The sequence below is a fragment of the Streptomyces sp. NPDC041713 genome (assembly GCF_055591085.1).
This window is the reverse complement of record NZ_JBVIZY010000002.1, coordinates 871,673-898,530: the sequence shown is the minus strand read 5'-3', so window position 1 is coordinate 898,530 and position 26,858 is coordinate 871,673. Positions and strand designations below refer to the sequence as shown.

Below are 26,858 nucleotides of genomic sequence, written 5' to 3'. Positions count from 1 at the left end.
GCAACGGGGAGAGTGCCTGCATGGCCCGCTACACACCACCGCAGACCATCGCGCGCGGCGGATTCAGCATCAAGGTGCCGGAGACGTGGTGGGAGTTCGACGTGCGGCCCGAGTCGCGCGACGCCGCCATCCGGCAGATGATCAACGACCGCGTCCGCGCGCGCCCGGAGCTCGCCCCGCACCGGGAGACCTTCGAGGGGTTCCTGCGCAAGGCGGCGAAGGACGCCTGGCAGTCCGGCGCGCTGTACTGCGGCTGCATGGCGGAGAGCTTCGGCGGCGATACGCCGGTCACCGGCTCCGTCACCGTCTCCCTCGTCGGCGCCCGCACCCCGAACGGCGACGTCCTGCCGACCGACCCCGAGCGCATCGTCGCCCAGCTCGGCGTGCGCGAGGCGAAGCGGGAAGGGGACGCGTGGCGGAAGGTGACGACCGTCGACATCCCCGGCGTCGGCCTCGCGGCCCGCACCCACGGCATCGAGGACGTCTCCGTGGACGGCGACGAGCGCACGATGCGGGTCGTCCTGATGCAGACGTTCATCCCGGTGCCGGGCCAGGAGGGCAAGGTCGCCCTCGTCTCGGGCAGCAGCCAGATCCTCGACCTCGCGGACTCGTTCTTCGACATCTTCGACGCGGTGACCTCCACGTTCCGCTTCGCGGAGTAGCAGCCGGCCCGGGGCGCCCTCTCAGGCGTCCCAGGCGTCCCAGGCATCTCAGGCAAGTGATGCCGTCTCAGGCAAGTGACGCCACGGGCCGGCCCACCACGCACCGATCAGCGCCGGTTCAGAGCCCGCTTCACCCTCTTCCCTCCGGCCGACTCATCCAGCGTCTTCCACAGCTTCGCCGAGCTCAGCGACGTGTAGACGCCGGGTGCGCCCTGCGCCCCGCAGCCGTCGCCGTACGAGACGACGCCGATCAGGATCGGGGCCTCGCGGCCGGGGACCTTGCGGAAGATGGGGCCGCCGCTGTCGCCCTGGCAGGAGTCCTTCGTCTCCACGCCGGCACAGAAGTTGACCTTCGCGTCGTACTCCTTGTAGCTCGTGCGGCACTCCGCGTGCGAGAGGATCGGGACCTTGACCTGGCGCAGGCGGTCGGGGCTGTGGGTCAGCTCCGTGTCCGTGTTGCCCCAGCCCGCGACCGTCGCCTTCTGGCCGGGGCGGATCAGCGCGTCGGTGCCCTGGGTGGGCAGCGGCACCGCGGAGATGCCGCGCACCGGCTTCGCCAGCTTCAGGAAGGCGACGTCGTACGCCTCCTTGCCCTTGAGGTAGCGCGGGTGCACGACCACGCCGCCCTTGGCGATGTCACGTATCCGGCCCTGCTGGGCGGAGAGGACCGTGCGGCCCACCGCGACCTGGAGGGTCTTCGGCTTCACCGGCTTGCCCGCGTCGTCGACCATGCAGTGCGCCGCCGTCACGACCGTGTCCGGGGTGACCAGGCTCGCGCCGCAGAACTGGCGGTCGCGCACGCTGCCCGGTCCCTTCTCCAGGACCGCCGTCATGAACGGGTAGGCGTCGTTGGGGACTTCGGTGCCGCCGATGATCGCGTGCGCGGCGGGCGCGGAGGTGGCGACCATCGCGAGGGCGGCGGTCGTCGCGGCGAGGGCGACGGCCGCGGGGGTCTTCCGCCCGCGTGCGGGACGTGCAACCCGTGCGGCCCGCGTGGACGCGGAGGTGCGGATTCTCTTGGAATTCATGGGGGGTTGTTTCTCTTCCGTACGGCAGAAAGTGACTCACTCTGCGCGCGAAAGGTCCGGACCATTGTGCGTCAACGGTGGTTACCGGTGCGTCATTTGGTAGGCCGTCGAACCATTCCGGTCAGCGGAATTCCGCGCTGGAAAGAGAGAGTCGAATCACCCCACCCGGGTTCACTCCGCCGCGCGCTCCGTTGCCTCCGCCAGCAACTTCCCCAATACCGGCGACAGTTCCGGAATGCGCGCGCCCGCCGCCTGCGCCGCCGCTAGCGCCCGTACGTAGGCAACCGCCTCCTCGCGCAGAGCCTCCCTCTCCCCGCTCCGGCGTGCACCCACCACCCAGACCATGATCGCCACGGGGATGAGGATGCCCGCGAGCAAGGCGCCCGGTACGTCCTCCGTCGCGCCGTAACCCGCGCCGATCACCCCCGCGATGAACAGCAGGCAGCCGCCCTCGCCGTGCCAGCCTCCGTCCTCCGCCGTCGCCTCGTAGGTCGAGACCGCGAACGGTTTGGCGGGGAGGGCGGGGAGGGCGGGCGCGTCCGGGGCGTGTGCCGCATCGCGCACCCGGGCCTGGCCCTGGCCCCGGACCTGGGCCTCATCCCGGGCCTGGTCCTGGGCCTCGGGCACCGGCCGCTGAGCCGTCCCGCCGGGCGCCCTCCGCTCCACCTCGTCGTACGAGGGAATCGGCGCCGCCCCCTTCCCGCTCGAGTTGTCCGTCCGGCCCACCAGCCAGTCCGGTATGTGCGTCACCGGCACCCCGTACGCCTGCGCGAGACCGAGCACCTCGCGGTAGCCCACGAGGTGCGGGTGCAGCAACTCCCGCTTCCAGCGGCGCCATACGAGCACCCAGAGCCAGCCGCCCACGAGCAGCAGCGGAAGGGCCGGGCCGTAGAGAACGGCGGGCGGTTTTCCGGCGAGGGCGGGGACCCCGGGGGAGACGAACGGCCAGACGGCGGCCGCGACGACGGCCAGGCAGCCGAGCCAGACCGGGACGCTGGTGCTCACCCGGCCCACCGCCTTCCGGCGCTCCTCGAGCAGGGTGGCCGTCGCCGCGTCGTCCGTGTAGTCGAAGCCGCGCCGGACGCCGATCTCCCGTACCGCCACCAGGAGTCCGGGGTCCGAGGCCAAGGCCGCGCGGGTCACGGGGAGGAGTTGAGGTCGGTCGGTGGGGGTGCTCATCGTGGAGCCAAGTCCCTTCGTGAACGGCGAGGGTGGCGGGGTCGGCACGCAGGTGGTGCGGTCCGGTGCGCCTCGGGAACCGCAGGTTCGGTATGCCGCGGGAACCACCCCACCCCCCGCCCGCGTCACCCATGAGGCTGACGGATCATGGCATGGCCGGTTCGGGACCCCGGGCCGGGGGCTCGGCACCGGGAGCGCGCATGTGGGAACCGTGTGAAGGCGCCATCGGGCCCTGTGCCGACGGCCGTTGTGCAAAGGCCGTGGATTCGCGTACGCACACGATGAACTGCGCGCGGGAACCAAGGATGACATCGGAACCAAAGGGTGTGGATTGCGCGTGGATAACGATGCCCGGTGTGAGGTTCGCGATCTTTAACGCGCCTTGAGGGGCTTATGTGCTGCTGATACGGTGCGATGACTTGACACTGAGTCTGAGGCTGAATAGTTCGCCTGAGACAGGCGGATGAGCCGAGAGTGTCGCGAATGAACGAAATTGACCGAATCTTCTTGGGTGTGCGGGGAGCAGTTGCGTGAAGATCCAGGAGCGTATGGGGGCGGGCAACAACCGTTCCGCCGCGCCGGCTCAGCAGGCGGTCGGTGAGCGCCTTCCCGCGCCGCCTCGCGAGCGCAAACCGGCACTCGCCGCACTGGCCGTCCTCCTCATCCTCGTCGGCGCCCTCGGCGCCACCGTGCTGGTGCTGCGCGCGGGCGACCGGATCGAGGTCGTGAAGGTGCAGAAGGAGATTCCGGCCGGCGAGGGCATCACCGACGGCAGCTACACCACGGTGATGGTCAATGACGACAGCTCGGCGCACTTCATCAAGAAGTCCCAGCTCGACCAGCTCAAGAGGCTGAAGGCCAAGGCCACCATCTACCCCGGCACCGTCGTCGTCGGCGAGATGTTCGGCGCCAAGGCCTCGCTGCCCGCAGGCAAGGCCTCCGTCGGCCTCTCCCTGAAGGAGGGGCAGTACCCCGCCGACCTGAAGGGCGGGGACACCGTCGCCGCGTACCCGGTCGTCGCCGGCACCTCCACCGGCAAGGGCTCCGCGGGCGGTTCCACGAGCGGCACGCCGCTGGTCGCCGCCGCCAAGGTGAGCTCCGTCATCGTCAAGAGCGACGCCACCGTGAGCACCGGCAACCAGAACGTCACGCTGCTCGTCCCGCAGGACGAGGTCGGGCCGCTCGCCAGTGCCGCATCCGAGGGCAAGGTCGTCCTCGTCCGCATCCCGTCCGACGCCAACTAGAGGCGAGTACAAGAGACATGGCGCTCATCGCACTCGCCGCCGACAAGGGATCCCCCGGTGTCACCACCGCCGCCGTCGCGCTCGCGGCCGTCTGGCCGCGCCGCGTCCTGGTGGCGGAGACCGACCCCGCCGGCGGCGACCTGGTCTACCGCAGCGCCGCCGCCCACGGCGGTCCGCTCAACCCCAACACCGGCATGCTCTCCATCGCGGCCACCGCGCGCCGCGGCCTCGTACCCGACCAACTCTGGGACCACACCCAGCCGTTGAGCGGCGGGCTCGAAGTCCTCGTCGGGCTCGGGATCGCCGAGCAGGCCGCCGGTCTCGCCGGGATCTGGCCCACCCTGGGCCGCGCGTTCGCCCAGCTCGCCGACTCGCCGCACGCGCCCGCCGACGTGATAGCGGACTGCGGCCGGATCAGCGGCGACGGACCGGCCGTCGAACTCTTCCCGCACGCGGCGCTCGTGCTTCTCGTCTCCCGCACCGAGCCGGAGGCCATCGCGCGCGTACGCGACCGGGCCGCGGCCCTCGCCGCCAAGCTGCACGGCGGCTCGCGCGGCGCCGCCTCGCTGGCCCAGCCCCTCATCGGCGTCCTGCTGATCGCGGACCCCTCGGCCTCCGCCAAGCTCGTCCACCAGGTCAACGACATGCTGATGGCCGCGCAGACCGGCGCCCGCGTCGTCGGCACGCTCGCCGACGACCCGGCGGGCTCCGACCAGTTGGCCGGGCGCCGCCGCGGCCGGCTCGACAAGTCGCTGCTCATCCGCTCCGCGCGCAAGGTGACCGTCGACCTCTACCAGCAGTACGGCGCCGCCTGGACCAACCCCGTCGCGCACCACCCGGGGCAGGCCCGATGACCACAGCCGTCGATCACCAGCTCGTCAAGCGGTTCCGGCAGGACGCCGGTGACCGCATCGCCGAGCAGCGCCGTCTCGACCAGGTCTCCGGCGTCACCCCGATGTCGGGCGAGGACGAGCGGCACTACGCCCGCGCCGTCATCGCGCAGATCCTGGAGGAGTACGCACGCGCGGAGATCAACGCCGGGCGCACCCCGCTCGACGCGGAGACCGAGGAGCAGTACGCGGCCGCCGTGCACGCCGCGCTCTTCGGCGTCGGACGGCTGCAGCCGTTGCTCGACGACCCCGAGGTCGAGAACATCGACATCAACGGCTGCGACCAGGTCTTCGTCGGATACGCCGACGGCCGCGAGACCAAGGCCGACCCGGTCGCCGAGACCGACGAGGAGCTCGTCGAGCTCATCCAGGTCCTCGGCGCGTACTCGGGTCTGTCGTCGCGTCCCTTCGACTCCGCCAACCCGCAGCTCGACCTGCGGCTGCCCGACGGCTCGCGCCTGTCGGCCGTCATGGACGTCACGCGCCGCCCCGCGCTCTCCATCCGCCGCGCCCGCATGGGCAAGGTCTTCATGTCGGACCTGGTGGGGAACGGCACGCTGACGCCGGAGATCGGCCACTTCCTCGCCTGCGCCGTCCGCGCCCGCAAGAACATCATGATCGCGGGCGCGACCAACGCCGGAAAGACCACGCTGCTGCGCGCCCTCGCCAACGAGATCCCGCCGCACGAACGCCTGGTGACCGTCGAGCGCGCCCTCGAACTCGGCCTCGACCAGTTCGCCGACCTGCACCCGAACGTCGTCGCGTTCGAGGAGCGGCTGCCCAACTCCGAGGGCCAGGGCGAGATCTCGATGGCGGAGCTCGTACGCCGTTCGCTGCGCATGAACCCCTCCCGCGTCATCGTCGGCGAGGTCCTCGGCGACGAGATCGTGACGATGCTGAACGCGATGTCGCAGGGCAACGACGGCTCGCTCTCCACGATCCACGCCAACAGCTCCAGCGAGGTCTTCAACCGTATTTCCACGTACGCGCTGCAGGCCTCCGAGCGCCTCCCCATCGAGGCGAGCCAGATGCTCGTCGCGGGAGCCGTCAACTTCGTCGTCTTCATCCAGCGGCGCAACGACTACCAGTCCGGCGGCAAGCTGCAGCGCATGGTGACCTCGGTCCGCGAGGTCAACGGCGTCGACGGCCGCGTCCTGTCCAGCGAGGTCTTCGCGGAGGCGCCGGACGGCCGTGTCGTCGCGCACGCGCCGATCGCGTGCATGGAGGAGCTGGCCGCGTACGGCTACCGCCCCGCCGGGCAGTGGGGGTGAGCACGACATGAACGCATCGGAATCCCTGAACGCGGCGGGCGCGGCCGTGAGTTCCATGACCGCAGGCGGTCCGCTCGCCCCGGATGGTCCGCTCACCGCAGGCAGCCCGCTCGCCGCGGGCGGCTCGCTCGACTCCATGGGCGGCCTCTTCTCGCTGACCGTCCTGTACGCACTCGGCTGCGGCATCGCCGCCGGCGGCGGCCTCGCGCTGCTCGCCGTGGCCATCCGCGGCCTGCCGGTCAAGCCCGCCCACGAGAAGCACCGGGCGAGCGAGCGCGCGAGCGAACTGGTCCGCTTCGTCGGCCGGCGCGGCTCGGCGGCGATCGGCGTCGGCCTGGTCGTGCTGCTCCTCACCCGCTGGGCGGTGGCGGGCCTGGCCTCCGGCATCCTCGTCTTCTTCTGGGACAAGCTGTTCGGCGGCGCCGCCGAGGAGCGCGCGCAGATGAAGCGCGTCGAGGCGCTCGCCGCCTGGACGGAGTCGCTGCGCGACACGATCGCGGGCGCGGTCGGCCTGGAACAGGCGATCCCCGCGTCGGCCCGCGCCTCGGCGCCCGTCCTCCGTCCGCACCTGGACGCCCTGGTGGACCGGCTGCGGGCCCGTACGCCGCTCCCCGAGGCGCTGCAGATCCTGGCCGACGAGATCGACGACGCCTCGGCGGACATCATCGTCGCGGCCCTCATCCTCAACGCCAAGCTGCGCGGCCCCGGCCTGCGCCAGGTCCTCGGCGCGCTCGCCAAGTCGGCGCGCGAGGAGGTCGACATGCGCCAGCGCGTCATGGCGCAGCGCGCCTCGACCCGCCGCTCGGTGCAGATCGTGGTGGCCGTCTCGATCGCCTTCGTGCTCGGCCTGTCCATCTTCAACCGCGAGTTCGTCGAGCCGTACGGCACCCCGCTCGGGCAGGCCATGCTCGCCCTGGTCTGCGCCCTGTTCGCGCTGGGCTTCTGGTGGCTGCGGAAGCTGTCGACGGTGGAGACTCCGGACCGCTTCCTGGTCAAGGACGAGCCGGGCGTGCAGTTCGTACGTCCGCGGGGTCCCGGCCCTGGTACCGGTTCCGGTGACCCGGCGCAGGCGCCGCAGTTCGGCAGGCCGGGGGCGGCCCAGCAGGTCGTGCCGGGCTACACCAACCCGTCCGAGGGGGCACGCCGATGAGCCTGACGATGCCGGTACTGATCGGTGCCATCCTGGGCCTCGGTGTCTTCGCCCTGGTCCGTGCCCTGATGCCGTCCAAGCGCAGCGCCGTCGCGACGGTCGCCCGTATCGACGCGATGCGGGCGCGCGGCGCGGCGTACGAGTCGCACCGCGCCACCTCGGACGTGGAGAAGCCGGGACGCCTCGGCTCGCTGCGGACCCGGGTGGGCGCGCGGGTCTCGGAGTTCTATCTGCAACAGGGCTGGGAACAGCGGTCGTTGCGGGCGGACCTCGCGGTGCTCGACCGCAGCTGGGAGAAGTTCCTGGCGACGAAGGTGCTGCTGGCCGCGGCGGGCTTGTTCTTCGGGCCGTTCCTCTTCGTGATCATCGCCGTGATCGGGTTCGCCCGCAGCCCCGTCATCCCGGTGTGGCTGGCGCTGATGTTCGGCGCGCTCTTCTTCTTCCTGCCCGACCTGGAGGTACGCAGGGACGCGGCGGACAAGCGGCGCGACCTGCGCCGCGTCATCGGCGCCTATCTGGACCTGGTGTCGATGAGCCTGGCGGGCGGCCGCGGTCTGCCCGAGGCGCTCATGGCGGCGGCCGAGGTCTCCGACGGCTGGGCGACGCAACGCATCCGCAGCGCGCTGGCCGACGCCCGCATCACCGGCGTCAGCCAGTGGCAGGCGCTCGGCTCGCTCGGCGAGGAACTGGGCGTGGAGGAGCTGAAGGACCTGTCGGCGTCCCTGGCCCTGGTGGCGGACGACGGCGCGAAGGTGCGCGAGTCGCTCGCCTCCCGTGCGGAGACGATGCGCCACCGCGAGCTGGCCGAGATCGAGGGCAGCGCGGGCGAGAAGTCGCAGTCGATGCTGGTCGCGCAGCTGCTGCTGTGCGCGGGCTTCCTGGTCTTCCTCATCTTTCCGGCGGCGATGCGCGTGTTCCAGGTCTAGCGACGTGACGACGACGGTGCCGGCGACAACGGGGCCCGGCACCCTTCCCCCCCCCCACCACTCCTGAGAGGACAACTCACCATGAACGGACGGAACTTCAGCCACCCGGCAGTCGACTTTCTCGTGACCTTCCTGAAGGGCCGCGTCCAGCGCGCCCGCTCCGGCGAGCTCGACCGCGGCGCGTCCGCGGTGGAGTGGGTCATCATCTCGGCGGTCGTCGTGGCGATCGTCGGCGTGGTCGCCGCGATCATCAACGCGGCGCTGAAGGGCGGCGCGTCCAAGGTCGGGGACTGCATCGAGGGCGCCGACGCGGGCAAGACCTGCTGAGCCGACGGACCGACCGACACCGGTGTCTGATGCCATGAGGAATCACGAGGATCGAGCGCGAAGCTCGCGCGGATCCGAGGGGCGGGCGCGAAGCTCGCGCGGGTCCGAGGAGCGGGCGGGCAGCTCGCGCGGATCCGAGGAGCGGGCGGGCGACTCGCGCGGATTCAGCGGATTCGTACGCCGCAGGGTGGAGGCCGCCTCCGCCCGCGGCGAGTCCGGCATGACCGCGATCGAGTTCGTGCTGCTCACCCCGGTGTTGTTCTTCATGATCTTCGCGACGGTGCAGTTCGCGCTGTACTTCTTCGCGGACCACGTCGCCCAGGCGGCCGCGCAGGCGGGCGCGCGCAAGGCCCGCGCCACGGCCGACGAGAACCCCGGCGGCTGGCGCGGCGAGGCGAACGACGTGGTGGACGCCTACATCCGCCAACTCGGCCCCCAGCTGGTGATCGACCCGGACGTGAAGACCGTCCAGCCCGAGCAGAACACGGTCGGCGTGGAGATCACGGCGAAGGTGCCCATGGTCTTCCCCGGCCTCGACTTCACGGTGCACGCGCAGTCGTTCGGGCCGGTGGAGCGGTTCGTCGAGGAGGACGAGTGAGGGGGGCGGTGCGGGTCGGCGCGGGGCGCCGGTTGCGGTCGCTCGGTCGCGTGCGCGGAGGCCACCCGGTACACGGGGGTGATCGCTCGCGCGAGGGCGACCGCGGGCTCTCCACGGTCGAGGGCGACCGCGGGCTCTCCACGGTCGAGGTGGTGATCCTCGCCCCGGTGATGATCCTCTTCGTCCTGGTCCTGGTGGCCTTCGGCCAGCTCGTCGACGGCAGGGGCGCGATCGACGGCGCGGCCCGCGACGCCGCGCGCGCCGGGTCGATCCAGAAGGACTACGGGACGGCGATGGCGGAGGCGAGGAGGGCGGCGTCGGCCGACCTCTCGGACGTCTGCTCGGGCCCGGTGACCGTCGTCCAGAAGAGCCGGGACTTCGACTCCGACGTGGACCCGTTCTTCACGGTGGAGGTCAGCTGCCAGGTGCGGGGCCTGGCCATGCTGGGCCTGGACATCAAGACGACGCTGGACGCCACGTTCAGCTCACCGCTGGACCCGCTCCGGAGGACGGCGTGACCGTGACCTTGTCAGCGCTGCGGCGGCCGGTACGGGCGTGGGTGCGGGCGCGCCGCGAGGCCCTGGACGACCGGGGCTCGGGCGCGGGCGCGGTGATCATCTTCGCGATCGTGTTCCTCTCGCTCTCCGCGTTCGTGATCGACGGCGGCCTGTCGATCTCCAAGCGGGAACGCGCCGCGGACATCGCGGAGCAGGCGGCGCGGTACGCCGCGCAGGACATAGACAGGGAAGGCATATACGAGGGCGTCAAGGGCGCCCCCATCAACTACGAGAACTGCGGCGCCCGGGTCCAGGCCTTCGCGGCGGAGGCGGGCCTCAACGCCCGCGACACAGCGGCGACCCACTGCGTGAACGCGAACGCCCAGCGGGTGGAGGTCGAGGTCCAGCTGACCTACAGCCCTGTGTTCACGGGCATGTTCTACGGCGGCGACGTCACGGTGCGGGGCAGCGCGGTGGCGGAGAACGAGGTCGGCTGAGGGTCGCCGACGGGGGCCCGGGGGCGGCTGGCGGCTTCCGTGCCGGATCCCGTGAGGGGGGCGGGCGGTTGGTGGCGGCGCCTAGGGGCCGACGGCTTCCGGTTTCGTATCCCGCGAGGGGGACGGTGGGCCTCCGCTCGGCTCATCACACGTATTGATGATGCGTTCCGGCTTATGCCGGGGGCGATTGCGGTGGGGGAGGCGGAGAACGGAGCCGCCGGCCGGGTGCACGGAACCCGGCCCACGCCAGGCACTTCCCGCCCAGCGCCCCCCCCGACCCGTCCCGGACGGAACCCCCCACCCACGAGGCCGAACGCCCCCTTCCACCCCCACCCACTCCCGGGGCCACCCCACTAGCGTGACCGTCGCTTCAGCGAACCCACGCCTCCGGGAGCCCCAAATGCCGCGCCGCCCCCACCTCGTGACCACCGCACTCACCGCGTCCGCGGCCCTGATACTGACCGCGTGCGGAGGTTCGGCGGACGGCGGCGGGGACAACGACCGGATCGCCGGGGTGGAGACCGGCGGGACGTCCACGTCCCCCACCACGGCCCCGCCCCGGAACCGCGTCGGCCGCCCGGAGATCCAGCTCCCGCAGGACGTGAACCTGGCCTTCACACCGGACCGGGCGTCGGATCCCGTCGCCGACGCGGTTCTGCAGGACAACGCGGACATGATCCGCGCGCTCAACAAGGCCATCGTCGCGCGGAACCCCGCGTTGCCGGCCCTGGAGTTCTACACCGAGGGCGAGGGCGCCGCGGCCGCCCACGACTGGGTGAAGTCGTTCAAGGACGCGGGCTGGACGGTCACCGGGACGGTGCGTTATCTCGGCCGGAAGGTGAAGGTCAAGTCCCCTGACCGCGCGGCGATCGGCTACTGCGCCGACGAGAGCAAGGGCTTCACGCGGAACGTCAGGACAGACGAGATCAAGCGGACGAAGGTGACGAGGAACAGCTACGTCGCTTATAGCGCACAGGTCCGCAAGAACCAGCAGGGCGTGTGGGAGCTCGTGCAGCTTGTCTCCACGCGTGGCGCGTCCGCATGTCAGCCGTGAGGCGCATGGCTTGTACGGCTGCGCTGGGCGGCTTGGTGGGGATCACCTGGCTGTGCGGAGTGATGCCGGTCGCGGCGGACCAGAGCCCGCCCGGGGGAGGGGGAGGGGGAGGATTCGGCGGCAAACCGGGGACCGGGGCCGGGTCCGGAGTCGCGGGTGGCGCTCACGGCGGCACGCTCTCGGCTTCGGCCAGCGGAATCGCGTACGACTTCTCCAGGAACGGACAGGGCGCGTTATCCGGACCTGTCACGTCGGCGTCCCCGACGTGGACCCCGCCTGCTTGCTACTACGCCCCCAAGTACACCCCGAAGTCGCTGGAGGGGTACATGCGGCAACAGTGGATGGGCACAGCGACGTCCGATGCCTGGGACGAGAAGACGCAGGGGCGGTACATCGACGAGGGCGGCGACTCGGACAAGGACTTCCACAAGGACAAGGCGTCGCAGGGAGCATGGTGGGGCGCCTTCGTGACCGAGGGCCGAGAAGCCGACCCCGAGGCGCAGGACTGCGACAGGCTCCCGTTCTGGGTGGACAAGGGGGACCCGCCTCCCGTCGACGCACCACAGGCGGTCACACCGGAGGTCCTGGCCCAGCTCGCCTACTCCGAGCTCCGCGTCCCCGGTACGAGGGTCGAGCTGAAGCCGAAGGACAGGTCGACGGTGAATCTGCCGACGTGGGCGTGGCTGGACACGGCCGTGTTCAGGCCGGTGTCGGTCACCGCCTCCGTTCCCGCGCTCGGCATCAGGGCGACCACGACGGCCGACCCCGCCGCACTGCGAATCGCTCCGGGCACGTCCGACGCTTCCGTGTATCCGGCGTCCGGCCGGTGTCCGATCGAGGACGGTCACATCGGAGTTCCGTACCGCAGGGGCGCCGGTGCCGCCGGTGAGCCCCCGCCGTGCGGCGTGACGTACCTGCGGGCCTCCCGTGACGCCTATCAGCTGAAGGCCACCGTCATCTGGAACATCCACTGGACGGGCACCGGGGTCGGCGAACGCGGGCTTTCCGACGGTGAGTTCGGCATGCGACAGGACGTCGTCGTTCAGGAGATCCAGTCCCTCAACCGCTGACACAGAGGCAGGAAATGGCCACCAAGCTGAAGGTCGACGACGACGAACTGTCGAAATTCATGAGACTGCTCAACAAGTCGACCGACTCCTTGAAAGGTCTGCGCAAGGCCTTGAGCGCCGCGACCACCAGCGGTCTCGGCACCGACGACCTCGACAGGGCCTGTGAGGATTTCCAGGACGACTGGAAGTACGGCACAGAGCAGATCGGTAAGCAGACGGAAGACCTCGCGGAGATCGTCGAAAGAGCAAGGACAGCTATCGCGAGGTCGACAGAGCGCTCGAGGAAGCGATGAACAAGGCGAGGGGGACGGGGAGGTGACGGCCCTGGGATTCGACCCCGCTCCCGGTAGCCCGGACACCGTAAAGGCGTTGCACAGGAAACTCGTCGACTGCGCCAAGGTTCTCGATGAAACCCATGGAGTCGTCACGAAGTTGATGGACGGCAGCTACTGGGAGGGGGACGCCGCGGTTGCCTTCCGTGAACAACTGCAAGGTGGCCGGTTGCCGAAGGACTTGCGGAACGCGGCGAATTCCCTCTCCAAGGCCGCCCGGCAGCTGAACCGCTGGCACGGTGAACTCGACGGTTTCCAGGACCGTGCGAAACGACTCGATGCCGAGGCGAAGGCGGCGCGGGAAGCATTGGAGGCGCTAGAGGCGCGGGAGAAAACGCCGCGCACCGACGCCCGGGTGGAAGAAGCGCAGGCGGAACTGGACCGGATCCTGGGCAGGGCACGGGGCCTCGCGCACGAGCACGAGGAGAAGGCGGGACTCAGGGCGGGCAAGATCCGCGACGCGACGGACAAGCTGGCGCCGCATGAACCGGGTTGCTTCGACAAGGCGATGGACTGGGTCGAGGAGAACCTGCCCGACATTCTTGCGGCGATCGCCGGCGTCGTCGGCCTCGTGTCGATCATCCTCGCCGGCCCTTTAGGGCCCGCGATGGTGGCCGCGCTCCTGCTGGCGGCCTCGGCGTTGAGCGCGGGGGCGCTGGGGGTGCGGCTCTCCTCTGACTCCGAGCTGTGGGCTTCACTCAAAGACGGATTCACCAAAGGTGAGCTCGACACCGACTTCTGGAGCAATGCGGTGACTGTGGGTGGCGACATTCTTGGAATGTTGCCGGGGCTCGGTGCGGTCACGCTCGGAGGCCGAGGAGCAGTAAATGTCATGCGTACGACCGGTGAGGTCAGCACCCTCCAACAGAAGCTGGCAACTGCGGGAAGCCACACGCTGGAGCAGGCACAACATATCTCCGGTCTCGAGAACCCCCTGCTCAGGCGTGTCGTACGAGGTGCCCGAGACCCTGAGAAGGCGGCTGCGGCAGTGGCAACGACCTCGAGTGCGATCGGCGTGGGCACTGCAGGTTTCGGCATGGTGAACAGCCTCACCGATGCTGATGACGACGGCATCAAGGACGGAGCGGTTGCCGGAATCGACGGAACGCGGCTTGGGCTCGACAGTGCCGGAATCGTGAACCTGGCTCGCCATGCATTCTCTTGAACTCCCCCCTCGGCTCGGAAAGAGAACTACGTGAATCCCACCGAAATCCCGATCGCATGGGAACATCCGCCTACCCGGGGAGCCTGGATTCGGCACATGGCCATGAACGTTTTCGGCTTCGTGGGTTGGATCGCCACCTGGTTCGGGCTGCTGGCCGTGTTGGTCGCTCTCCTGTCTCCGGGATTCTCGTTCCTGTTCGTCCCGCTCTTGGCCTACTCCGCATACCGGGTCGTCCTCCAAACGCGCTACTTCTCGCCGGCCCTACGCATGCGCCGCATCCTGCGCACCTACCCCTGGCAGGTACTCCGCGCCGTTCCGAACGGACTGACCAAATACCCGGACGTCCTGGGCAGCCAATACGGCTGGTTCGAACTGCCCAACCCGGCCCACCCGGACATCCGCATGCCGTTGGTGTTCGGCCAGCACATGCGTACGGAATGGTGGAGCCGCCGGATGGCCGCCCGGGCCAAGCCCGCGCTGAAGGCACAGATCGATGTCGTCTGGTTCGCCGGGGACCCCCGCTTCATCGGGCTCATCGCGGCGCCCACCGCCGACGGCCGCGCCCCCCGCCGACTGCACGTCCTACAGCAGCAGTTGGGGCCCGTGGACGGAAGGCACCGCTTCGCGGAGTGGGGCGCCACCCCCGAGGACATCGAGCTCGGACGGCGCGTCGGCATTCACCCCGCTCAGCCTTGATCGCTCGGCGGCCCGCGCCGGCTCTCCCTGCCCCCTCACCAGCCCGCACCGGGAGGAAGCCCCCTTTCGTGACCGCTTTCCCGTTCACCCTCCACGACTCCGCCCGGGACCGTCACGCCGACATCTGGTTCGCCGAACCCCCGGGCTTCACCGCGATCCCCCTCGAAGCCGTGCTCGCTCCCCTGGACTCACCGGCCGCCGCCGAACTGCGCACGGCCCTGGCGCCGCTCCTGAGGTCAGCACCCGACGAAAGGCACCGGCAGCTGTTATTCGGCCGCCTCGCTTCCACACACCCTCTGCTGGACGCCTTACGCGAAGTCGGCACCGCCTACTGCGCAATCGGTCTGCACCGAGATGACGTGGAAGGGGCGGAGGAACCCTCTGACGCGAACACGCGGGCGGCCCGGGCCACTCGGGGAAGCCGGGGCAGTCGAAGCAACCACGCCGGGCACCGTGTTCTGTTCTCGCTGCTCACCCTCGCCTGGCGTGACATCGCCACCGCTCCACCCGCCGTCACCGCCGCCCGCACGGCCATCGCGGGCGAACAAGCTCAGATGAATGTCGAGTACGTCGACGACGGTCCCGCCTGCGGCCCAGTCACGCTCAGCGAGACCGTCCGTACTCCACTCCCCGGCACGGGCCTCCCTCAGCTGCCACTGCTCCAGGTGCACGCCCACCTGCCGCACCCCGACGGCAGACGTCTGGCGGTCTTCACGTTGAGCACCACAGCGCTGGAGCGGCGCGAGGCGTACCGGCGTCTGCTGCGCCACCTCGTCGAGCTGGTCAGTTTCGGGAACCCCCTCCCCGAACCCGTGCGCGACGATCGAGTTTCCTCCGCGCAGTCCCGGTGAACGGCTACTTCCCGTCCCCCTCGCCGCCCTTCCCGCCGCCCCCGTCCTTCCCCTTGCCGCCCTTCCCGTCCGTCTTCACCGCGTCGTTGATCTTCTTGGTGAGGTCGTCGTCCAGTTTCTTGAACTCGCGTACGACCGCGTCGGACAGGTCCGCGAGCTGGTCCAGTTGCTGGCCTATGTCCTCGCGGCCGTCCTCCCAGTTGGACTCGAAGTCCTCCAGGGAGTCGTAGACGCCGCCGTCGCCGATGTCGTCCTTGTAGGACTCGAAGGTCTTCTTCGTGCGGTTCATGCGGGTCTTGATGGAGCGCAGGCGGCTGCCGTAGTCCTCCAGGTCGGTGAGCGGGATGGAGAGGTCGCTCTTGCCCTTGCTGCCCACGTTCGTGTCCCTCCTGCGGCTTTCGCCTGTTCGTACGCCGATATTCGTGTGTTTCGACGCTCAGCGCCGTACCGGTGGCCGAGCTCGACCGCCCCGCAACCGTCCCCCATCCTGACGGCCGAAGTCGTGGTGTTCACCGGATCCTCCGGACGCCCTGATGGTGACTACTGATCGCCCCATACCGCCAGCTCGAGTTCCGTCGTGTCCTCGTGCTCTTCCACGTCCACTTGGAGGACGTAGTCGAGGGATTCCGTGACAGCCATGAAGCCATTGCCGTCCGCCAGGGCGAGCGCTTCCAAGGAATCGGTCAGCAGGTGGGGGGACGAGCGGGCGATGCCCATGGACCGGTAGTCGCCGAACAGGAGGAAGAGAGAGGCATTCGAGGTCGGCAGAGGGACGGATTGGGCGGGGCGGGTGGGGGGCGGGGGCCGTTCTTCGGCCCGCACGGTCCAGGCACAGGTCCAAGTCCTCTGACCGGCGGCCGGCGGGCGGAAGGTGAGCTGCTCTCCGGCAGGCACGCCGAGCACCGATCCCCACCTCCGCACGAGGGAGTCCGACTCGTCGAGGGAGACCCAGGAGACGGCCTGAACATTCCCGCCCATCGCACCAAAGCGTTGCAGCAGATCCTGACGGGCTGCTTTCCCGTCCCGTTCTCGCAGCTTGTGGCGCAGGGCTTCCGCGGTACTCAAGTCGGCTCCTCGATTCCATGACAACGGCGACCGGCCGCACACCCATCGACAGCCTCTCCGTCAACGCCTCCGCCGTCTTGTCCGCCCATTGCAGGGTCGCCTTCTGGCCCGCCACCCCGCTCGTCCCCCTCCGCGTAACCGTCACGTTCCACCTTCGTGGACCGAAGGATCCCGGGTTCCCTGTGCGTCGCGGAAGCGCAGTTGCTTAGGTGCCGCATGACCGCATCCGATCCGTACCGGAACTGTGACGGGAACCCCAGCCCGCCCCTGCCCCCGCCAACCCCCGCGCTCAGAGCCCCCACACCCTGGGGAACCACGCAGAAGCGGCGCCACTTGCAATCGGGCCTATCGGACAGCCCGGTCGTAACCGGACCGCCCATCCCGCGTCCACCCCTGTCTGACCTCCGGCCCCTTACGTACCATCACCCAGTACGCTCACCCGACCCTTATCCCGGCCACCTTCCACCTTCACCCACCCACCCACTCCTCCCCACAGGACACCAGGACACCCGCCATGGCGCGCACCACCTCACGCTCGACGAGCCCGCCGAATCAGCCGAACCGGCGGAACCGGCGGAATCAGCCGAATCCGCAGCCGGCGAATCCGCAGGCTCCGGCGAGTCCGCGGAACCGTACGCCGCAGCCGTTGCCGCGGCGGCGGCGGAGTTTCGGGGACTTCGTCAAGGCCTTCTTCGCGTTCGTCGCGCTGGCCGCGCTGCTCGTCGCCGTGCCCGCCGCGCTCGTCGTCTTCGTGGGATGGCCGTTGCCGGGTGGCGCGCCCTCGCTGGAGTGGCTGCAGCAGGAGATCACGGTCGGCACGTTCATCAACGTGCTGACCGTCGTCGTGTGGTTCGCCTGGGCGCAGTTCACCGCCTGTGTGCTCGTGGAGATAAAGGCCGCGCTCTCCGGGGTCGGGATCCCCAACCGGGTGCCGGGGGCCGGCGGCAGCCAGATGCTCGCGCGGCAACTCGTCGCCGCCGTGCTGCTCGTCGGCGCCACCGCCGCCAGCTTCGCGCCGGGGCTCTCGCAGTTCGGGCAGTCGCTGGAGGGCAACCAGCGGCCCGCGTCCGCCGCGTCCGCGCAGCAGACCCCCGGCCTCTTCGGGCAGCAGCAGGAGCAGACCGCCCAGGCCGCCGACGCGCTCGCCGCCCAGGCCGACCAGGCCGCCGCGCACGCCGGCGGTGCGGGGCACCAGGCCGGGGACACGAAGTACTACCGGATCCAGCCCCCCGAGGGGCGCCACCACGACTCCCTGTGGGAGGTCGCGGAGCGGCACCTGGGCGACGGCCGCCGGTACAAGGAGATCTACCAGCTCAACAAGGACCGTGAGCAGCCCGACGGTTCGAAGCTCTCCGAGGCCAGTCTCATCCGGCCCGGCTGGATCATGGAGATGCCCGCGGACGCGCACGGCGGCGAGCTCGTCGAGATGCCCGACGAGGCGCCCAAGGTCTCCGAGGACGTCAAGGAGCAGATCTCCGACTACTCCAGGACCGGGGACCAGCAGCAAGGCAGCGGGGGGCAGCAGGAAGGTTCCCAAGGTGCCGGCGGCTCCGACAGCTCCGTCGACCGCGACACCGCCCACATCGTCCTGCCCGAGCAGCGCCCCGGCTCACCCGAGACCCCCGCCATGCCGCAGGCCCCGGCCACCCCGGACGCCCCCGCCGCGGAGGCCCCCGCCGCCACCGACGGCGGCGTACTGGACGGGATCACCGGCTCCGACTTCGGGCTGCCGCAGGCCCTCCTCGGCGCCCCCCTCCTCGCCGCCGGCCTGCTCGGCGCGCTCGGCCGGCGGCGCCGGCAGGCCCTGTGGCAGTCGGCCATGGGCGCGGTCGGCGGGCGCGGCGGCATGCAGCCGCCCACGCCCACCGGGGACGCCGCCGACGTCCAGGACGCGCTGCTCGTGGGCGCCGACCCCGAGGGCGTACGCCTGCTCGACCTGTCGCTGCGCGGCCTCGCCGCCTCGCTCGCCGAGGAGAACCGGGCCCTGCCGACCGTGTACGCGGCCTGGCTGAGCAACGGCGATCTGCACCTGCAGCTCGCCCAGCCCGCCGGACGGCCGCCCGCGCCCTGGCAGTTGGGCCAGGACCAGACGTTCTGGATGCTGTCGCGCGCCGACGCCGAGCGGTACGAGGACGTGGACACCGCCGCGCCCTACCCCGGTCTCGTCAGCCTGGGCACCATGGACGACTCGCGGCTGCTGCTCAACCTGGAGTCGGTGCCCGGCATCGTCTCGCTGAGCGGCAGCGCGGCCGACCGTGCCGCGGTCTTCGCCTCGGTCGCCGCCGAACTCGCCACCAACGGCTGGTCGGACCGGATGACCATCACCGTCGTCGGCTTCGGCCAGGACCTCACCCCGCTCGCGCCCAACCGCCTGCGCCACCTGGAGGACGTCGACGCGCTCATCGAGACGATGGAGGCGGAGACGCGGCAGCGGCGCGGCGCGCTCGGCGCCGCCGGGCACGACTCCGTGCTCACCGGCCGCACCGGCCCCGCCCAGCACACCCGTTGGGCCCCGCACCTGGTGCTGCTCGCCGCCGAGCCGAGCGCCGAGGACGCCGTCAAGCTGGCCGAACTCGCTGCCGACGCCAGCCGGTTGGGCATCGGCTACCTCGTCGGTACGGAGTCCGGGGACCTGCCCGGCGCCGCCTGGGAGATGGAGGTCACCCGGGAGGGCAAGCTGCTCGCGCCGCTGCTCGGCCTGGAACTCGCCGCCCAGACGCTGCCCGAGGCCCAGCAGCGGGCCGTCGTCCAGCTGTTCACGGACGCCGACCCGGAGGGCTCCGGCACGCCGTCCGGGCCCGGCGACGGACCCACCGGCGCGGCCCCGCCGTTCCTCGTCGACGTCACCGAGCAGGGGCGGCCCGCGGTCTACGCCCGCCTCGTCGGCACGTACGAGATCATCGGCCTGGAGACGCCGGACGGTGAGCGCAGCCCGCTGATGCACGAGGCGCTCGCCCTGCTGCTCCTGCACCGCGAAGGGGTGCACCCCCGGGTGCTCGCCTCCGCGCTGTGGCCGCGCGGCGTCACCGAGGACGTGCGCGACGCGCTGGTGGACCGGCTCCGCGACTGGCTCGGCACCGACCCCGACGGCTCGCCCCGGCTGCGCGCCGACGCGACCGGGCGGCTCACGCTCGCCAAGTCCGTCGTCTCCGACCTGGACGTGCTGCGCTCGCTCTACCACGAGGCCACCCAGGGGCGCGGCGCGGGCAACCGCGCGGTGCGCGGGCGGATGCTCACCGACGCGCTGGTGCTCGTCCGGGGGCCGCTGCTCGCCGACCGGCCTCAGGGGCGGTACGGCTGGCTCACCCACGAGATCATCGACGCCCAACTGCCGCTGCTCGTGGCCGACATCGGCCTGGCCCTCTCCGAGTTCCACCTGGAGAAGGGGCGCGCGGAGAAGGCGATCGAGGCGCTCAACGCGGCGCTGGGCTCGGCGCCCGCCGACGAGCGCCTCTGGAACGAGCTGCTGCGCGCCACCCACGCCACGGAGGACCCGGCCCGGCTGCGGCAGGTCGCGGCCGACCTGGTCACCCGCAGCGGCGCCCGCGGACTGCCGCCCCGCACGGAGGCACTCCTCGACGAGCTGCTCCCGACGTGGCGCGGCGGCGCGGGCGCCGGCGCGACGGGCTGACGACGCACCCCGGCTGACGACGCACCCGGCCGACGACGCACCCGGCCGACCGGTCCGTGACACGGTCGGCCGGGGCCTCCCCCCTGGTACCCACCCATCCGCCCCCTAAGGGAAGCCCCGACCCTTGTTGCCGCTCCTCGTCCTCGGTGCCGCCCTCTGGGGCGCGCTCACCGGTCTCCTCGTGCCGCGCGCGGCCTACCGGCTGTCCGTCGCGCCCGGCGAGGACTGGCGTGCCGAGAGCCCCGAGGGGCACCCCATCGGCTCCTGGACCGGGCTCGCGCGCTGCCCGCGGGGCGGCTGGTACGGGCCGAGGACCTGGGGTGTCGTGACGGTCACCGCCCTCGTCTGCGCCGCCGTCGCCGCCACCACCGGCACCCGGCCCGAGCTCGGCGCCTGGCTGCTGCTCGCGCCCTTCGGGGTGCTGCTCGCCGTCGTGGACTTCACCGTGCACCGGCTCCCCGACGTGCTCACGCTGCCGCTCGCCGGCGCCGCGCTCGCGCTGCTCGGAGCGGTCACGCTGGTGCCCGAGCAGGGCGGGTCGTGGTCAGGGGCGCTCTACGGGGCGCTCGCGTTGGCGGGCGCGTACTTCGTGCTCTTCCTCATCAACCCCAACGGCATGGGCTTCGGCGACGTGAAGCTGGCCCTGTCCCTCGGCGCCGTGCTCGGCTGGTACGGGTGGGGCGTGCTGCTGCTCGGGACCTTCGCCGGGTTCCTGCTGGCCGCGCTGTACGGGGCGGGTCTTGTGATCGCCCGGCGGGCCGGCCGCAAGACGGCGATCCCGTTCGGGCCGTTCCTGCTCGCGGGCGCGTTCGTGGGACTGCTCCTCGGCGGCTACGCCGCTTGAGCCCACGTCGGGCGGCGGATCGTGCTGGCGTACGCTGGCTTGGTCCGTCCACAACCCTTACGAAAGGGACGCCCCGGTGACCGAGAAGGCCGACCTTCAGTCCGTCCTCGACCGTGCCGCCGCAGGTGGGCGGATCAGCGAAGAAGAGGCGCTCGTCCTCTACCGCGACGCCCCGCTGCACGCGCTCGGCGCCGCCGCCGACGCCATCCGCCGCCGTCGCTACGCCGGTACGGAGCACATCGCGACGTACATCATCGAGCGCAACATCAACTACACGAACGTCTGCGTGACGGCCTGCAAGTTCTGCGCCTTCTACGCCGCCCCGAAGGACACCAAGAAGGGCTGGAGCCGCGACCTCGACGACATCCTGCGCCGCTGCGCGGAGACCGTCGAGCTGGGCGGCACCCAGGTGATGTTCCAGGGCGGCCACCACCCGGACTACGGCGTCGAGTACTACGAAGAACACTTCGCCGCGATCAAGAAGAACTTCCCGCAGCTCGTCATCCACTCCCTCGGTGCCTCCGAGATCGAGCACATGGCCCGCATCTCGAAGGTGTCCGCCGAAGAGGCGATCCGGCGCATCCACGCCGCCGGGCTCGACTCCTTCGCCGGCGCCGGTGCCGAGCTGCTCCCGGCCCGCCCCCGCAAGGCCATCGCCCCGCTCAAGGAGAGCGGCGAGCGCTGGCTGGAGATCATGGAGATCGCGCACGGCCTGGGTGTCGAGTCGACGTCCACGATGCTGATGGGCACCGGCGAGACCAACGCCGAGCGCATCGAGCACCTGCGCATGATCCGCGACGTACAGGACCGGACGGGAGGCTTCCGGGCCTTCATCCCGTACACGTACCAGCCCGAGAACAACCACCTCAAGGGCCGCACCCAGGCGACGATCTTCGAGTACATCCGCATGATCGCCATCGCCCGGATCTTCCTCGACAACGTCGCGCACATCCAGGGTTCCTGGCTGACCACCGGCAAGGAGGCCGGCCAGCTCACCCTGCACTACGGCGCGGACGACCTCGGCTCGGTGATGCTGGAGGAGAACGTCGTCTCGTCGGCGGGCGCCAAGCACCGCAACAACCTCCGCGAGATGATCGAGATGATCCGCACGGCGGACCGGGTCCCGGCCCAGCGCGCCACGACGTACGAGCACCTCGTGGTGCACGACGACCCGGCGAACGACCCGGTCGACGACCGCGTCGCCTCGCACATCTCCTCCACGGCGATCGAGGGCGGCACGGCCCACCCGGAGCTGAAGCTCCTGGCCGCCAACTGAGGCCCCGTTGCTGACACTTCACGTCGCCGAGCACACGCCGGAGACGGCGGTCCTGGTCGAGGGGGCGGCCGTCGCCGCGGTCGGCCCGTACGACGAGCTGGCCGCGGCTCACCCCGCGGCCCGCGTCCGTCACTGGCCCGGCATCCTGACCCCCGGACTCCTCAACCCGTACGGGCCCGAGCTCCTGGAGGCCACGTACCACCCCGACCCGCGCGAGGCGGACCGCCTCGGCACGGAGCCCATCGGCGGGGAACGGGCGGCGGCGCTCTTCCGCACGGACCCGTCCCGGCTGGGGGCGAGCGCCCGCCGCGGCGTCCAGCGCCTGTTCGCGCACGGCACGGTGGCGATCGCGGGTGAACTCCGCGCCCGCCCCGTGCTCGACACCGTCCGCAGGGCGGGCCTGGCGATCGGCAGGCGCCCGGAGCGGCTGCGGGGCCCCGTGTCCCTGTCACCGACCCCCCTGGTCCTCCTGCCCCCTCTGACGGAGGGCGCCCCGGCCCGCTTCGCGATCTTCGACGTGACCGACCGGACCGAGCTGGTCCGACAGGGCGCGACGACGTGCGTGGCAACGGTGCTCGCGGGCCGCATGGTGTTCAGGGCCCGCTGAGGGCCCCGTAAGGGGCGCGGGGAACTGCGCGAGCAACCCCGACATACCCGCAGACGAGAGACGGCCTTATCAAGGGGCGCGGGGAACTGCGCGAACGGCCACGACGACCCGCACCCGCTGCCGGGCCAGGGCGAGGCAGGCCGCCGCCAAGGGAGAGGACCGGCCTGCCACAATGGCCGGGTGACCCGAGCCACCCTGGACAAGCAGCCGCACGAAGTCGCCACCATGTTCGACGACGTGGCGGAACGCTACGACCTCACCAACGACGTGCTCTCCCTCGGCCAGGCCCGCCTCTGGCGCAAGGAGGTCGCGAAGGCGGTCGACGCGCGCCCCGCGCAGAAGATCCTCGACCTCGCCGCCGGCACCGCCACCTCCTCCCAGCCGTTCGCGCGGGCCGGCGCCTACGTCGTGCCCTGCGACTTCTCCCTCGGCATGCTCCGCGTCGGCAAGCAGCGCCACCCGTGGATGCCGTTCACGGCGGGCGACGGCACGAAGCTGCCGTTCAAGGACGACACCTTCGACGCCGTCACCATCTCCTTCGGGCTGCGCAACATCCAGGACACGGACGCCGCGCTGAGCGAGCTGTACCGCGTGACGAAGCCCGGCGGCCGCGTCGTGATCTGCGAGTTCTCGCACGCGACGTGGGGGCCCTTCCGCACGGTCTACGAGGAGTACCTGATGCGCGCGCTGCCGCCGGTGGCCCGCGCGGTCTCCTCCAACCCGGACGCGTACGTCTATCTCGCCGAGTCGATCCGCAGCTGGCCCGACCAGCCCGCGCTCGCCGCGCGGCTGACGGACGCGGGCTGGTCGAAGGTGGCCTGGCGCAACCTCACGGGTGGCGTCGTCGCGCTGCACCGAGGGTTCAAGCAGGCCTGACCGGACGGCGCCGCGCGCCCCGCCACGTAACGCTTCAGTTGAGAACAGGGATCCCGCTCCGACGGGAACCAGCAGCCGGGCAAGATATGTCCGTTGTAACGACCCGAGCACATCCTTATGCGGCTCTTACGGGTCGGTTCTGTTGCTGGTGAACTGTGAACTCCTGGACTGACGGAGCGATTCGATGGCGTCGTACTGCCCACACTGCGGGGCTCCCGCTCCCGATGAGGCCCGCTTCTGCATGAAGTGCGGCAAGGAACGCCTGCCGGAGCCGACGGCTCCACCGCAGGCGCCGCCCGCCCCGACGGGGGCGCCCGCGGCGGCGGGGGCGCCCGCGGCGGCGGTCCCCGCGGCGCCCGCCGCACCACCCGCGCCCGCGCACACGCCGGCCCCCACGCCGGCGCTCCCGCCGGTCCCTGCGCCGGCCGTCCCGGCTGCCCCGGCCGCCCCTACGGGACCCTCACCCGTCGGCGCCTTCTTCGGGCGTACGTTCCGTTCGGGCTGGGCCGGAGCCGCGCAGGCCGCGCTGTGGCCGGTCGCGCTGCTGCTGGTCGGGGCCGTCGCGCTGGCGATCCCGGGGTACGGGCAGGGCGACGACCCGGTCGTCGGCTTCGGCGAGAGGATGCGGATCGCCCTCGCGCTGCTGCTCCAATCGGTCGGCGGTGGCTTCGAGTTGAGCGGCAGCGACCAGCAGCCCGGCTTCGGTGGCTCCAGCGGCTCCAGCGGCTCCAGCGGCTCCGACGGCCTGGGCCTCGGCTCGGACACCTCAGGTCTCCCGGACACTTCAGGTCTCCCGGACACTTCAGGTCTCCCGGACACCTCCGGCTTCCCGGGAGCCTCGGACTCCTCCCTCGAAGGCTCCTTCGCCCTGCACTTCGCCCCGCTCACGGTGACCGTGCTGTGGGTCCTCGCGCTCTACATCGGCGTCCGCGTACAGCGCACCCGCCTCGTCACGCGGGCCGGCGGACACGAGGGCCGCACCGCCGGACTCGAAGCGGCCGTCCGCACCTCGCTCCTGGTGACCGCGGGCGTCCTCGCCCTCGCGCTGTTCGCGCAGCCCGAGATCGAGGGCATCGAGCTCTCCTCGTCCCCGGTGCTCGCCGCGCTCGGCGCGCTGCTGCTCGGACTCGCCGTCTCCGCCGGGGTGTTGCACCGCCCCGACCGTTCGCACTGGGTGGCGGCGCGCCCCGGCGCGCAGTCCTTCCTGCGCGCTGCCGGCGCCGCGGTACGCGCCCTCGCCGTCGTCCTCGCGCTCTGCTCGGTCGTCGCCTTCATCAGCCTCACCCAGATCGACGACCTGGCCGAACTCACCGACCTCGACGACTCCGACATCTCACCGCTCCTGGTCGCGCTGCTCATCCTGCCCAACCTCGCCGTCACGGCGCTCGGCATCGGCTGGGGCGCCGGCGCGGAGGCGTCGGTGAGCGGCAGCAGCTCGATGTACGGAAGCGCGCACGAGAGCCGGTCCTTCGGCCTCTCCGAACTGGGTGACGTCACCAACGACTGGGCGATCGTGGGGGCGTTGGCCCTCGGCCTGGTCTGCGCGCTGACCCTCGGCGTGTACGCGGCCCGGCGCTGCGTGGGCCGGGGCGAGGCACTGCTCGCGGCCGGTGTCTTCTTCGGTCTGGTGCTGCTGCTCGCCGGGTTCAGCGGAATCGGGGTCGACCTGTCCGGCCAGGCGCTGGGCGGGGGTTCGGCGTTCGGCGGGTCCGGCGCCGGCGGCAAGGGCGGCTTGGACCTGGGGATCAGCCTCCCTGAGGTGCTGCTGTTCGGGCTGCTGTGGATCGTCCCGGCGGCGCTGGTGGGGCCGTTCCTGCTGCAGATGACGGGACAGCGGGGTGCGGGCCCGATCGTCCCCGCGGTTCCCCTGTACGCGCCTCCTGTTACGGGTACGGGTACGGGCACCGCTCCCGGCGGCGCGGCGGAGACGGAGAGCACCGAGGCGACCCCCGCCGACACGGACTCCGCGGACGCAGACTCCGCCGACGCGGACGCAGACGCCGCCGAGGCCACCCCGGTCGACGCCACCCCGGTCGCGTACGCCCCCACGCAGACGGCCCAGAGCCTCCCGGGCACGCCCACCATGACCAGCACCCCGAGCGCCCCCAACCCCCCTGGCACGCCCGGCACGCCCGGCACACCCGGCACGCCCAGCGCCCCGGCCTCGCCCACCCCGGCGTACGCCTACCCCCACCCGCACTCCCCGGGCGCCGTCCCCGCGTACAGCCCCCAGGGCCCCGGAACCCCGCACACCGTCCAGATCGGACAGCAGCCGGGCGGCGCCGCGTCCCGTGGGCGGACGAGTGTCTGGGTGGCCACGATCGCCGTGGCGGTCGTCGTCGGTGGCGGCGCGACCGCCGGGATCCTGCTCTGGCAGAACGCCGAGGGCGACTCGTCCGACAACGAGGGCAAGGACGGCCGGCCCTCGGTCAGCCGGTCCGACGAGCCGAGCGGCGCGCCGAGCGCGAGCCCGAGCCCGTCGGCGCAGAGCCCGAGCTCGGACCCGAGCGCCAGCACCGACACCGACACCGACACGAGCGGCGCGGCGGTGCCCGCGGGAACCGAGCGGGTGACCGACCCCGAGGGCTTCTCCTTCGCCGTGCCGGAGGGATGGAGCCGGCAGTCCGTCAACCCCGAGCGACCCGGACAGATCACCTATGCGGGGTCGAGCGGGCGGGAGGAGTTCCTCGTCGGCGTCGTCACGGACGCGCCCTACACTTCGTACGAGAACTTCAAGAACATCGAGAAGCACACCAAGTCCGCCCCGGACAAGTCCGACTACCAGCGGATCAGCCTGGAGAAGAACACCTTCGAGGGGCGGGACGGGGCGTTCTGGGAGTACACATACACCGACGCGTCAGGCCGTACGATCCATGCCCGCAACCAGAGCTACATCGCGGAGAACGGCACGGAGTACGCGATCCAGCTGTCCTGGCGCGAGGACTTCTGGCCCGCGGGCGAGGGCGCGACGACGCACACCACCGCGCTCGACACCTGGCAGCTCACGGACTGAGCGCGCGGGGCGGGTGCCACGGGCGCGGGGGGGGGGGGGGGGGGGGGGAGGGGGTGGGGGGGGGGGGGGGGGGGGGGGGGGGGGGGGGGAGTACCCCCATACAAGCAGG

The 26,858-nt window shown here is 71.4% G+C and carries 26 protein-coding genes; 22 read left to right on the top strand and 4 right to left on the bottom strand.

Annotated features, from left to right (window positions below; genetic code table 11):
- Positions 1-20: 20 nt before the first annotated feature.
- A complete protein-coding gene (locus tag ACZ6CV_RS08960) occupies positions 21-662 on the top strand; it encodes a hypothetical protein (RefSeq protein ID WP_355804053.1) in 642 nt (213 codons plus the stop codon).
- 107 nt (positions 663-769) lie between these two features.
- On the opposite strand, the gene ACZ6CV_RS08955 is transcribed toward ACZ6CV_RS08960, so the two are convergent.
- Positions 770-1,690: a S1 family peptidase gene (locus ACZ6CV_RS08955; protein ID WP_469250177.1), complete on the bottom strand. Its 921-nt coding sequence runs from the start codon at positions 1,688-1,690 to the stop codon at positions 770-772.
- Positions 1,691-1,861: 171 nt separating this feature from the next.
- The gene (locus tag ACZ6CV_RS08950; RefSeq protein ID WP_469250176.1) at positions 1,862-2,869 is read right to left on the bottom strand and encodes a hypothetical protein; all 1,008 of its coding nucleotides are present in this window, start codon (positions 2,867-2,869) and stop codon (positions 1,862-1,864) included.
- A gap of 530 nt (positions 2,870-3,399) precedes the next feature.
- On the opposite strand from ACZ6CV_RS08950, the gene ACZ6CV_RS08945 reads away from it, so the two are divergent.
- From ACZ6CV_RS08945 to ACZ6CV_RS08875, 15 genes are all read left to right on the top strand, one after another.
- The gene (locus tag ACZ6CV_RS08945; protein WP_469250175.1) at positions 3,400-4,113 is read left to right on the top strand and encodes a CpaB family protein; all 714 of its coding nucleotides are present in this window, start codon (positions 3,400-3,402) and stop codon (positions 4,111-4,113) included.
- A 17-nt stretch (positions 4,114-4,130) separates the two neighbouring features.
- Entirely contained in the window at positions 4,131-4,967 is an 837-nt protein-coding gene (locus tag ACZ6CV_RS08940) for a hypothetical protein (protein ID WP_362363210.1), read from the top strand.
- The gene (locus ACZ6CV_RS08935) at positions 4,964-6,274 is read left to right on the top strand and encodes a CpaF family protein (RefSeq protein WP_469250174.1); all 1,311 of its coding nucleotides are present in this window, start codon (positions 4,964-4,966) and stop codon (positions 6,272-6,274) included. Before ACZ6CV_RS08940 ends, ACZ6CV_RS08935 begins: the two co-directional genes overlap by 4 nt.
- A 136-nt stretch (positions 6,275-6,410) precedes the next feature.
- A complete protein-coding gene (locus tag ACZ6CV_RS08930; protein ID WP_469250320.1) occupies positions 6,411-7,424 on the top strand; it encodes a type II secretion system F family protein in 1,014 nt (337 codons plus the stop codon).
- Positions 7,421-8,350 (top strand): type II secretion system F family protein, encoded by a 930-nt coding sequence (locus ACZ6CV_RS08925; RefSeq protein ID WP_469250173.1) that lies wholly within the window; start codon positions 7,421-7,423, stop codon positions 8,348-8,350. The genes ACZ6CV_RS08930 and ACZ6CV_RS08925 overlap by 4 nt, the downstream gene beginning before the upstream one ends.
- Positions 8,351-8,431: 81 nt before the next feature.
- Positions 8,432-8,677: a hypothetical protein gene (locus ACZ6CV_RS08920; RefSeq protein WP_355804039.1), complete on the top strand. Its 246-nt coding sequence runs from the start codon at positions 8,432-8,434 to the stop codon at positions 8,675-8,677.
- Positions 8,678-8,897: 220 nt separating this feature from the next.
- Positions 8,898-9,275, top strand: a complete 378-nt coding sequence (locus ACZ6CV_RS08915; RefSeq protein ID WP_469250319.1) for a TadE family protein — start codon at positions 8,898-8,900, stop codon at positions 9,273-9,275.
- Positions 9,276-9,424: 149 nt separating this feature from the next.
- Entirely contained in the window at positions 9,425-9,793 is a 369-nt protein-coding gene (locus ACZ6CV_RS08910; RefSeq protein ID WP_469250317.1) for a TadE/TadG family type IV pilus assembly protein, read from the top strand.
- A gap of 8 nt (positions 9,794-9,801) precedes the next feature.
- On the top strand, positions 9,802-10,269 hold the full coding sequence (locus ACZ6CV_RS08905) for a pilus assembly protein TadG-related protein (protein ID WP_362365081.1): 468 nt from the start codon (positions 9,802-9,804) through the stop codon (positions 10,267-10,269).
- Positions 10,270-10,669: 400 nt separating this feature from the next.
- The gene (locus tag ACZ6CV_RS08900) at positions 10,670-11,323 is read left to right on the top strand and encodes a hypothetical protein (protein WP_469250172.1); all 654 of its coding nucleotides are present in this window, start codon (positions 10,670-10,672) and stop codon (positions 11,321-11,323) included.
- A gap of 326 nt (positions 11,324-11,649) precedes the next feature.
- On the top strand, positions 11,650-12,393 hold the full coding sequence (locus ACZ6CV_RS08895; protein WP_469250171.1) for a hypothetical protein: 744 nt from the start codon (positions 11,650-11,652) through the stop codon (positions 12,391-12,393).
- A gap of 14 nt (positions 12,394-12,407) precedes the next feature.
- Complete coding sequence (locus ACZ6CV_RS08890) at positions 12,408-12,686, top strand: hypothetical protein (RefSeq protein WP_469250170.1); 279 nt, start codon at positions 12,408-12,410, stop codon at positions 12,684-12,686.
- Positions 12,687-12,708: 22 nt separating this feature from the next.
- A complete protein-coding gene (locus tag ACZ6CV_RS08885; protein WP_469250169.1) occupies positions 12,709-13,890 on the top strand; it encodes a putative T7SS-secreted protein in 1,182 nt (393 codons plus the stop codon).
- Between the two features lie 96 nt (positions 13,891-13,986).
- Positions 13,987-14,586: a hypothetical protein gene (locus ACZ6CV_RS08880; RefSeq protein WP_469250168.1), complete on the top strand. Its 600-nt coding sequence runs from the start codon at positions 13,987-13,989 to the stop codon at positions 14,584-14,586.
- Between the two features lie 68 nt (positions 14,587-14,654).
- On the top strand, positions 14,655-15,437 hold the full coding sequence (locus ACZ6CV_RS08875; protein WP_469250167.1) for a hypothetical protein: 783 nt from the start codon (positions 14,655-14,657) through the stop codon (positions 15,435-15,437).
- A gap of 4 nt (positions 15,438-15,441) precedes the next feature.
- Here ACZ6CV_RS08875 and ACZ6CV_RS08870 read toward each other — a convergent pair whose 3' ends face one another.
- Complete coding sequence (locus tag ACZ6CV_RS08870) at positions 15,442-15,813, bottom strand: hypothetical protein (RefSeq protein WP_469250166.1); 372 nt, start codon at positions 15,811-15,813, stop codon at positions 15,442-15,444.
- A gap of 164 nt (positions 15,814-15,977) precedes the next feature.
- Entirely contained in the window at positions 15,978-16,502 is a 525-nt protein-coding gene (locus tag ACZ6CV_RS08865) for a hypothetical protein (RefSeq protein WP_469250165.1), read from the bottom strand.
- A gap of 646 nt (positions 16,503-17,148) precedes the next feature.
- On the opposite strand from ACZ6CV_RS08865, the gene ACZ6CV_RS08860 reads away from it, so the two are divergent.
- From ACZ6CV_RS08860 to ACZ6CV_RS08835, 6 genes are all read left to right on the top strand, one after another.
- Entirely contained in the window at positions 17,149-20,133 is a 2,985-nt protein-coding gene (locus ACZ6CV_RS08860; protein ID WP_469250164.1) for a BTAD domain-containing putative transcriptional regulator, read from the top strand.
- Between the two features lie 124 nt (positions 20,134-20,257).
- Complete coding sequence (locus ACZ6CV_RS08855) at positions 20,258-20,977, top strand: prepilin peptidase (protein WP_469250163.1); 720 nt, start codon at positions 20,258-20,260, stop codon at positions 20,975-20,977.
- A gap of 76 nt (positions 20,978-21,053) precedes the next feature.
- On the top strand, positions 21,054-22,253 hold the full coding sequence (gene mqnC / locus ACZ6CV_RS08850; protein WP_469250162.1) for a cyclic dehypoxanthinyl futalosine synthase: 1,200 nt from the start codon (positions 21,054-21,056) through the stop codon (positions 22,251-22,253).
- Positions 22,254-22,260: 7 nt separating this feature from the next.
- Positions 22,261-22,860, top strand: coding sequence for an imidazolonepropionase-like domain-containing protein (locus tag ACZ6CV_RS08845; protein WP_469250161.1), 600 nt, complete (start codon positions 22,261-22,263; stop codon positions 22,858-22,860).
- A gap of 180 nt (positions 22,861-23,040) precedes the next feature.
- Positions 23,041-23,736, top strand: coding sequence for a demethylmenaquinone methyltransferase (locus ACZ6CV_RS08840; RefSeq protein WP_469250160.1), 696 nt, complete (start codon positions 23,041-23,043; stop codon positions 23,734-23,736).
- Positions 23,737-23,920: 184 nt separating this feature from the next.
- A complete protein-coding gene (locus tag ACZ6CV_RS08835) occupies positions 23,921-26,749 on the top strand; it encodes a zinc ribbon domain-containing protein (protein WP_469250159.1) in 2,829 nt (942 codons plus the stop codon).
- Positions 26,750-26,858: the final 109 nt, after the last annotated feature.